The 7,493-nt window shown below is 69.1% G+C and carries 12 protein-coding genes and 1 pseudogene (1 of these 13 only partly in view); 9 read left to right on the top strand and 4 right to left on the bottom strand.

Annotated elements, in window-relative coordinates:
* Positions 1–153 precede the first annotated feature (153 nt).
* The 6 genes from ACFR9S_RS08270 (at position 154) to ACFR9S_RS08245 (ending at position 3,244) form a co-directional block, all read left to right on the top strand.
* Entirely contained in the window at positions 154–906 is a 753-nt protein-coding gene (locus tag ACFR9S_RS08270) for a DUF2103 domain-containing protein (protein WP_379818401.1), read from the top strand.
* 56 nt (positions 907–962) lie between these two features.
* Positions 963–1,232, top strand: coding sequence for an eL43 family ribosomal protein (locus ACFR9S_RS08265; protein ID WP_379732190.1), 270 nt, complete (start codon positions 963–965; stop codon positions 1,230–1,232).
* Complete coding sequence (locus ACFR9S_RS08260; protein ID WP_049981803.1) at positions 1,233–1,367, top strand: DNA-directed RNA polymerase subunit P; 135 nt, start codon at positions 1,233–1,235, stop codon at positions 1,365–1,367.
* Positions 1,364–1,621 (top strand): KEOPS complex subunit Pcc1, encoded by a 258-nt coding sequence (locus tag ACFR9S_RS08255; RefSeq protein ID WP_379732189.1) that lies wholly within the window; start codon positions 1,364–1,366, stop codon positions 1,619–1,621. Before ACFR9S_RS08260 ends, ACFR9S_RS08255 begins: the two co-directional genes overlap by 4 nt.
* A gap of 24 nt (positions 1,622–1,645) precedes the next feature.
* Positions 1,646–2,485, top strand: a complete 840-nt coding sequence (locus ACFR9S_RS08250; RefSeq protein ID WP_379732188.1) for a proline dehydrogenase family protein — start codon at positions 1,646–1,648, stop codon at positions 2,483–2,485.
* A gap of 93 nt (positions 2,486–2,578) precedes the next feature.
* A complete protein-coding gene (locus ACFR9S_RS08245; protein WP_379732187.1) occupies positions 2,579–3,244 on the top strand; it encodes a DUF502 domain-containing protein in 666 nt (221 codons plus the stop codon).
* A gap of 24 nt (positions 3,245–3,268) precedes the next feature.
* Here the strand turns inward: ACFR9S_RS08245 and ACFR9S_RS08240 are convergent, their stop codons facing one another.
* Positions 3,269–3,970, bottom strand: coding sequence for a TVP38/TMEM64 family protein (locus ACFR9S_RS08240; RefSeq protein WP_379732186.1), 702 nt, complete (start codon positions 3,968–3,970; stop codon positions 3,269–3,271).
* Between the two features lie 148 nt (positions 3,971–4,118).
* Here ACFR9S_RS08240 and ACFR9S_RS08235 point away from each other — a divergent pair, with 148 nt between their 5' ends.
* Complete coding sequence (locus ACFR9S_RS08235) at positions 4,119–4,853, top strand: creatininase family protein (RefSeq protein WP_379818400.1); 735 nt, start codon at positions 4,119–4,121, stop codon at positions 4,851–4,853.
* Here the strand turns inward: ACFR9S_RS08235 and ACFR9S_RS08230 are convergent, their stop codons facing one another.
* Positions 4,854–5,267 (bottom strand): DUF5790 family protein, encoded by a 414-nt coding sequence (locus ACFR9S_RS08230; RefSeq protein WP_379732093.1) that lies wholly within the window; start codon positions 5,265–5,267, stop codon positions 4,854–4,856. It abuts the gene before it with no gap.
* 188 nt (positions 5,268–5,455) lie between these two features.
* Positions 5,456–5,803, bottom strand: a complete 348-nt coding sequence (locus ACFR9S_RS08225; protein WP_379732092.1) for a dihydroneopterin aldolase family protein — start codon at positions 5,801–5,803, stop codon at positions 5,456–5,458.
* Positions 5,804–5,896: 93 nt separating this feature from the next.
* Here ACFR9S_RS08225 and azf point away from each other — a divergent pair, with 93 nt between their 5' ends.
* On the top strand, positions 5,897–6,685 hold the full coding sequence (azf, locus tag ACFR9S_RS08220; protein WP_379818399.1) for an NAD-dependent glucose-6-phosphate dehydrogenase Azf: 789 nt from the start codon (positions 5,897–5,899) through the stop codon (positions 6,683–6,685).
* Here the strand turns inward: azf and ACFR9S_RS08215 are convergent, their stop codons facing one another.
* Positions 6,686–7,159 carry a redoxin domain-containing protein gene (locus ACFR9S_RS08215; protein ID WP_379732090.1) on the bottom strand — a complete coding sequence of 158 codons (474 nt, stop codon included), beginning with the start codon at positions 7,157–7,159 and terminating at the stop codon, positions 6,686–6,688.
* Between the two features lie 89 nt (positions 7,160–7,248).
* Here ACFR9S_RS08215 and ACFR9S_RS08210 point away from each other — a divergent pair.
* Positions 7,249–7,493 (top strand): annotated as a pseudogene (locus ACFR9S_RS08210) (MOSC domain-containing protein) (it continues 530 nt past the right edge of the window).

Genomic DNA, 7,493 nt, shown 5'->3' with positions numbered 1-7,493 from the left:
GCGACGCTCACGCTCGCCGAGAGGGCGATCAGCAGGACGAGCGCGGGGAGGGCACGTCGGGACACGGGGTCGCTTCCGACGGGAAGGGAGTTGAACGTTCCCCCGTGCCGGCCGAAGCACGCCGCTTTTCCGCCACAACCGCCTGCCTCCGGCATGGACTGTCGGCGGTGTGGCACCGAACTCGACCGGCCGGGCGACTACTGTCTGGCCTGCGACACCGCCAACTGCGACGCCGTCGTCGTCGCGTTCGAGCGCGAGCGCGCGACGCTGACGTTCCTCCGTGACCCGCCCGAGCACGCCGACGGGGAGAAACCCGAGATCGTCGGCGAGACGACGATCACGACCGTCCCCGAGGAGGACCCCGAGGCGCGCGTAGTCGAACTCCGCAACTTCGCCGGCAAGGTCGCCGACGAGATCCGGCGCAAGCGCCCCGAGGAGGTGTACGCTTCCGGCGCGCGCGAGCCGCTGCGGGAGTGTCGCGCCCAGCTCCACCACCGGTTCTACCGCGTCCCCGACGACGACCCAGTCGAACGGGTCCGGAGTCAGCGCGGCGAGCGGAGCCTCGAAGTGGTCGACACGCCGCCGACGGAGAAGCTCGGCGGCTCGCACTCCACCCTCATCGGCGGCCGCGACGGCCGGGACGTGGTGAACACCGTCGCCGCCCACCCGAACGTGAAGAAGCTCATCCCGGGACCGATCGAGGCCGGCGGCGGCGGCAGCCGCGGCGGCGTCCGGGCGAAGGCGACCCGCGCCGGCGAGAGCGGCAACGTCCGCCTGCTGATTCGGGACGGCTCCAGCGTGCAGGAGAACCGCGTCGTGACGACGGCGATGGACCGCGAGACCGGCGAGCGCGTTCGGGAGGCGCTCAACGAGGCGCTGGTCGAGGCGGGGTATCAGGACGACTGACGGGGGCGGCGCGACTCGCAGGGTTTTTGTGCGTACTGGGGCTACTCCCGTGCACTATGGCTGAGAACAAGGCTCGGTCCGTCGGCAGCGCCGGCCGCTTCGGCGCGCGCTACGGGCGAGTCTCCCGGCGACGCGTCTCGGAAATCGAAGACGCGATGGAGAACGCCACCGTCGACGGCGACTCCGTCAAGCGCATCGGCACCGGCATCTGGAAGAACGAGGAGACGGGCGAGACGTTCACCGGCGGCGCCTACCGCCCGGAGACGCCCGGCGGTCGCTCGGTCCAGCGCTCCATTCGCGCGGCACTCTCCGAAGAGAGCGAATAGATGAGCTACAAGTGCTCCCGCTGTAAGCGCGACGTCGAACTCGACGAGTACGGCGGCGTGCGCTGTCCCTACTGTGGCCACCGCGTCCTGCTGAAGGAGCGCGGCGGCGACGTGAAGGAAGTCGACGTGAAGTGACGGCACACACGGCGACGCTCTCCGTCTCCTACGGCTCTCCCGACCGCGCCAGACGCGTCGCCGCCAGTCTCGACCCCGAAGTCGGCGGCGTCGACGACGATCGAGCCAGCGCGCGCGTCGCCCGGGAGGGGAACACCGTCGAGGTGACCGTCGAGGCGGCAGATCTGACCGCGCTCCGGGCCGGCACGACGAGCTGGAGCCGACTACTGACGGTCGCGGAGCGGGTAACTGCGGCCGGAGCCCAACGGTTTTAGCCTCCGCACGGAAACTGTACGGGTGTGATACCCCCGATCGCCAGCAACTTCGTCGCGGGTGAGAGCCCGGCGGCCGCACTCGATCACGCCGCGCGGATGAACGACGACGGCGTGAACGTCATTCTGAACCTCCTCGGCGAACACTACGAGGAGCCCGAGAACGCCGCCGCGGACACGAAATCCTACCGGGCGCTGGTGCGCGACATCGCCGACAGCGACGTCGACGCCTGTATCTCCGTCAAACCCTCACAGCTGGGCATCGACATCGGCGACGACGTGTTCACGTCGAACTTCCGCTCGATCGTCGAGGCCGCACAGGACGCCGGCGTGTTCGTCTGGTGTGACATGGAGGACGCCGACACCACCGACGTGACGCTGGACGCCTTCGAGGAGTTCGCCCGGGAGTTCGACGGCGGCGTCGGCCAGTGCGTGCAGTCGAACCTCCGGCGGACCAGCGACGACCTCGAACGGCTGGCCGACGTTCCCGGGAAGATCCGGCTGGTCAAGGGCGCCTACGACGAGCCCGAGTCGGTCGCCTACACCGAGAAGAGCGAGGTGGACGAACGCTACCGCGAGGACCTGGAGACGCTGTTCGCGGAGTACGAGGGCGAGATCGCCGTGGGGAGCCACGACCCGGCGATGATCGACTACGCCCGGGACCTCCGCGAGGAGTACGACCGGGAGTTCGAGGTGCAGATGCTGATGGGGGTCCGCGACGACGCCCAGCGCGAGCTCGCCGCCGAGGGTGAGGAGGTCTGGCAGTACGCGCCCTACGGCGACAAGTGGCTCTCGTACTTCTACCGCCGGGTACGCGAGCGCAAGGAGAACGCGCTGTTCGCGCTGCGGGCGATCGTGAGCGGGTAGCCGCGTGACGCAATCGTGAGCGGGTAGCCGCGAAGCGCAATCGTGAGCGGGTAGCGGTACGGCTTTACTTCTCGGGGCGACACGTTCGAGTGAATGACCCGGTGGAAGCGCGACTTCGCCAGCGGCCTGATCGTCGTCCTCCCGGTCGTAGTGCTGCTGTTGGTGCTCCGGTGGCTGATCGGCCACCTGCTCGGCCTCCCGCTGAACGTCCCCCCCAACCGCATCCCGGTGGGGTTGGTGCCGCGACCGATCAGCGTGGAGGCGGCGGCGATGGCGCTCGAACTGGGGCTGACGCTCGGGCTGTTCCTCTCGGTCACGCTGGCGGCCGGCTACCTGATGCGCACGCAGATGGGGCGGATCGCCGAGGGGCTGTTCGACGACGTAGTGAACCGCGTCCCCGGCGTCCGGGTGCTGTACAACGCCTCGAAGCTGGCGGTCGAAACGGCCGTCTCGGGCGCGAGCGAACTCCAGCAGCCGGTGAAACTGGAGCCCTGGGACGGGATGCGGATGACCGCGTTCAAGACCGGGCAGACGACCGACGACGGCCGGGACGTGCTGTTCCTCCCGACGGCGCCGAACATCACCACCGGGTTCGTCGTGGAGGTCGAGCCTGACGACTACGAGGAGACCGACGAGAACGTCGAACAGGCGCTCACTCGCGTCCTCTCGGCGGGGTTCGGCGAGTCGAACGAGGCCGAAACCCCGCTTGGCGAGATCGGCGCCGAGGGCGACGCGGACGGGGACCGATCCAGACCCTGACGCCGCCCGGCACCGCGGCGGAGTTCAGAACGGGATCCGTGGTTCGAGCCGTTCGACGAACCGACGGATGCGACCTTGGTTGTAGTAGCCGAGCAGCGAGAGCGAGACCACCGCGCCGATCAGCGCCGCACCCGAGAGGAACTGTCCGTTCGCCAGTTCGCCGCCGGCGTACACCGTGATGACGTAGGCGGGCAGGCGGCCGACGGCGATGACCGCCATGAACGTTCTGAGACGCCACGTCGTGAGCCCGCTCAGGAAGCAGATCGCGTCGTCGGGGAGGCCGGGGATGAGGACGAACACGATGAGTCCCGGGATCCCGACCCGCTCGACGAACCCGTCGAACCGCGTGAGGATGTCCTCGTGGAGCGCGCTCTCGACGAACGGACGCCCGTACCGCTTCGCGAGGCTGAACGCGACGGCGCTCCCGATGAGCACGCCGACGAGGCTGTAGACGGTTCCGGCGACCGCACCGAAGAGGTAGCCGGCGACGAGGGCCACGATCTGTCCGGGGATCGGGGCGACGACGACCTGGGTCGCCTGCACGATCACGAACACCAGCGGGGCGAACACGCCGAACTGGTCGATCCAGAGCCGGAGGGCCTCCGTGTCGAAGACGAACGGCGCGTAGCGACGCAACGCGACGTAGAGGGCGACGAACCCGGCACCGAGGAGGGCGACCGCGAGGACCACTCGCCAACGGGCTTGCCGTGACGAGAAGAACTTCATAGAGATCGATTGTCGGTACGCAGTCTTGAATCTTCTTTCTCGTGGCACAGCTTCTCACCCCTATAGCTGGCACCCACGGAACCGGGGCAGTGCCGAACCGGCGCCGCCGACCCACAGCCTACAAGCGATGCCCACCCGAGCACCGCGTATGCGCCTCTCCGACGCGACGTGGACCGACGTTCGCGACGCCGACGCCGACCTCGCCGTCCTCCCGGTCGGCTCGACCGAGGGTCACGGCCCGCACGCGCCGCTGGGAACCGACGCGTTCACCGCCGAAGCCGTCGCCGAGGCCGGCGCCGACGCCTACGAAGCCGAGACGGGCGATCCCGTGCTCGTCGCACCGACGGTGCCGGTCGGCATCAGCGAGGAGCACCGCGCGTTCGACGGGACGCTCTGGGTGTCGCCGGACACGTTCCGCGCGTACGTCCGCGAAACCGTCGAGAGCCTCGCCGCTAGCGACGGGCCGGACGCGGTCGTGCTGGTCAACGGCCACGGCGGGAACGTCGACGCGCTCCGGGAGGTCGCCGCGCGGCTCACCCGCGACGGGGTGGCCCGCGTGGCGCCGTTCACGTGGTTCGAGGCGGTCGGCGAGCACAGCAGCGACATGGGCCACGCCGGCCCGCTGGAGACCGCGTTCCTGCGACACGGCCGCCCCGAACTCGTCCGCGAGGAGCGCATCGACGACGCCCGCGAGGGCGGGAGCGAGCGCTGGGGCGACTGGGTGTCGGGGGTGAACCTCGCCGTCGACAGCGACGAGTTCACCGAGAACGGCGTGGTCGGCGACCCCGGAGAGGGCGACGCCGAACGGGGAGCGGAGCTCGAGGAGCTGGCGACGGCAGCGCTGGTCGATCTGCTCGACGCGGTTCGGGAGCGAGCGGGCTGACTACTCGTCCTCGCCGTCCTCGTCCTCCATGGCGTCCTGCAGCGTGGAGCGCAGCGACGGCAGCGTCCCCGCGAGTTCGCTGGCGTCGTCGTGGGCGTCTTCGATGTCCTCGATCAGTTCCTCGAGGTCGTCGATCTCGGCTTCCAGATCGTCAGCGTCCTCGAACGCGTCGGCGCGCTCGCCCATCACGTACTGCTTCTTCGCCGCCCGGAGGTGCTCGGCGGCGTCGGCGGTGTCCAGTGCGGACTTGAGGCCGTTGAGCACGCCCAGCGCGTTGTCGGCGTCCACCTCCCAGATCGCGTCGGCGTCCGGGAGCGACTCGCGGGCGTCGGCGAGGTGGCTCTCGACCTCGCCACGCATCTCCTCGGCCGCCTCGCCGAACAGGTCGTCCTCGTCGAACGTGGTCTGACTCATGCGGGTAGTTTGCACACCGGGGCGGTAAAAAGGTCGCCACGGAGCGGAACTGAAACGACGGGCGATATCGGTTCAGACCGCGGTTCAGCCGGGTCCGGGGGATCAGTTTCACCGCGCCGGCCCGGCCGTCGATCGCGGCAGTCGCCTCAGCGATCGCGGCAGTCGCCTCAGCGATCGTGGTAGTCGCCTCAGTCCTCGACGGCGACGAGCTTCATCCGCGGGTAGCCGTCCTCCATCGCCATCCGCGTGCGGACCGCGGTTCCCTCGTAGTCGATCCGCATCTCGACCTCCATCAGGCTGCCCGTGAGCTCGGCGTACCCCTCGTCGTGGTCGATCGCGTCGGCGACGCGGTCGTCGAGGATCTCGACGGCGACGGACTCGCAGTACGGCTGGTTCTCGATCGCCTCCTCGATGGCGGTTTCGAGGCTGCGGGTGCTCTCCGGCGAGACGGGGGTGCCGGCGAACTGGTGGTAGAGCGAGCCGAACTTGATGCCGGCCTCGAAGCAGGCCTGCTGGGCGTCGGTCGTGTCGGACATACGCGGGGCTGGGCGGCGACCCGGGAAAGCGGTACCGGAGCCGACCCGCCGAACCGCACCGTATTTACCCCCAGTATCCACATATCCACCCGAATGGACGACCCGGTGCTGCTGACGGGTGCCGGCGGCCGCGTGGGGCAGGCGATCCTCTCGCGGCTCGCCGACGAGTACGACTGGCGGCTGCTCGACCGGGAGCCGATCCCCGAGGAGCGCCGACACGGCGTCCCCGAGTCGGCGTCGATCGTCGCGGACGTGACCGACGAGCACGCCGTCGCCGACGCCGTTTCCGGCTGTGGCGCGGTGATCCACCTCGCGGGCGACCCCCGGCCGGACGCGCCGTGGGACTCGGTGCTCGCGAACAACATCGACGGCACCCAGACCGTGTTCTCCGCTGCCGTCGACGCCGGCGTCGAGAAGGTCGCCTTCGCCTCCTCCAACCACGCCGTCGGCGCCTACGAGACCGACGAGCGCACGCCGGAGATGTATCGGACCGACGACGAGTACCGACTCGACGGCACCGAACTCCCGCGACCGTCGAACCTCTACGGCGTCTCGAAAGCGAGCGGCGAGACGCTCGGGCGCTACTACCACGACCACGCCGACCTCGACGTGGTCTGTGTCCGGATCGGGAACCTCACTGAGGGCCACCCCCCGCGGGAATACGAGCGCGGGCAGGCGATGTGGCTCTCCCACCGCGACTGCGCCCGCCTGTTCCGGTGCTGTCTGGAGGCCGACTACGGGTACGAGATCGTCTACGGCATCTCCGACAACGACCGGAAGTACTACTCAATCGAGCGCGCGAAGGAAGTGCTCGGCTACGAGCCCGTCGACAATTCTGCGGAGTACACGTTCAAAGGGGAACCGAAAGACGACGCGGCGTAGCTACGCGTCCTCGACGGCCGCGAGCAGGTCGTCGTAGTCGGGTTCGTTCGTCGGATCGTCGGCGACCCAGTCGTACGTCACCGTCCCGTCGTTATCGAGCACGAACACCGCGCGGTTCGCGATGCCGTAGAGGCCGAGGTCGGGGATGTCCATCTCCAGTCCGTACGCCCGGATCGCCTCGCCGGCCATGTCGCTCACGAGGTCGAACTCGATGCCGTGCTCCTCGCGGAACGCCCCCTGGGAGAACGGCGAGTCGGCGCTGACGCCGAACACCGTCGCACCGGCGGCCTCGAACTCGCCGATGCGTTCCTGCAGCGCGACCATCTCGTTCGTGCAGGGCGGCGTGAACGCGCCGGGGAAGAAGGCGAGCACGACCGGCCCGTCGCCGAGGTGGTCGTCGAGGTCGAAATCCTCGTGGTCGCTCGTCCCTTTCGTCGCCGAGAATCTCGGTGCCGAATCGCCGGTAGAAACCATACCGAACTGTACGGCCCGCCGACAGTTAAAGACGGCCACGAACATGGGCGGGAACGAACATCTATGTCCACGGGCGGCTACTCCCGACCGTGTCCCGACTCGAACGCGTCCGGATCTACCCGGTGAAGGGACTCGACGCCACCGAGGTCGAGTCCAGCGAGATCCTCGACGGCGGCACGCTCGCGGGCGATCGCGAGTTCGCGCTGTTCGAGGCCGCCGCCGTCCCGTCCGACGCCGAGGACGACAGTATCGACGGCAACCCCCACGACAACGGGGTGTTCAACGCCAAGCACAGCGACCGGTTTCTCTACCTCGACACCGCGTACGTCCCCGA

Source organism: Halolamina salina (assembly GCF_042678005.1).
Taxonomy (GTDB): domain Archaea; phylum Halobacteriota; class Halobacteria; order Halobacteriales; family Haloferacaceae; genus Halolamina; species Halolamina salina.
Note: the sequence above shows the minus strand (reverse complement) of the source record. Positions and strands in the feature narration are given on the sequence as shown.

Excerpts from the sequence above, each read along its gene's own strand:
- ACFR9S_RS08245 (WP_379732187.1), top strand. The coding sequence starts at position 2,579 with ATGACCCGGTGGAAGCGCGACTTCGCCAGCGGCCTGATCGTCGTCCTC.
- ACFR9S_RS08215 (WP_379732090.1), bottom strand. The coding sequence starts at position 7,159 with ATGGTTTCTACCGGCGATTCGGCACCGAGATTCTCGGCGACGAAAGGG.
- ACFR9S_RS08230 (WP_379732093.1), bottom strand. The coding sequence starts at position 5,267 with ATGAGTCAGACCACGTTCGACGAGGACGACCTGTTCGGCGAGGCGGCC.
- azf (WP_379818399.1), top strand. The coding sequence starts at position 5,897 with ATGGACGACCCGGTGCTGCTGACGGGTGCCGGCGGCCGCGTGGGGCAG.
- ACFR9S_RS08240 (WP_379732186.1), bottom strand. The coding sequence starts at position 3,970 with ATGAAGTTCTTCTCGTCACGGCAAGCCCGTTGGCGAGTGGTCCTCGCG.
- ACFR9S_RS08270 (WP_379818401.1), top strand. The coding sequence starts at position 154 with ATGGACTGTCGGCGGTGTGGCACCGAACTCGACCGGCCGGGCGACTAC.
- ACFR9S_RS08225 (WP_379732092.1), bottom strand. The coding sequence starts at position 5,803 with ATGTCCGACACGACCGACGCCCAGCAGGCCTGCTTCGAGGCCGGCATC.
- ACFR9S_RS08260 (WP_049981803.1), top strand. The coding sequence starts at position 1,233 with ATGAGCTACAAGTGCTCCCGCTGTAAGCGCGACGTCGAACTCGACGAG.
- ACFR9S_RS08265 (WP_379732190.1), top strand. The coding sequence starts at position 963 with ATGGCTGAGAACAAGGCTCGGTCCGTCGGCAGCGCCGGCCGCTTCGGC.
- ACFR9S_RS08235 (WP_379818400.1), top strand. The coding sequence starts at position 4,119 with ATGCGCCTCTCCGACGCGACGTGGACCGACGTTCGCGACGCCGACGCC.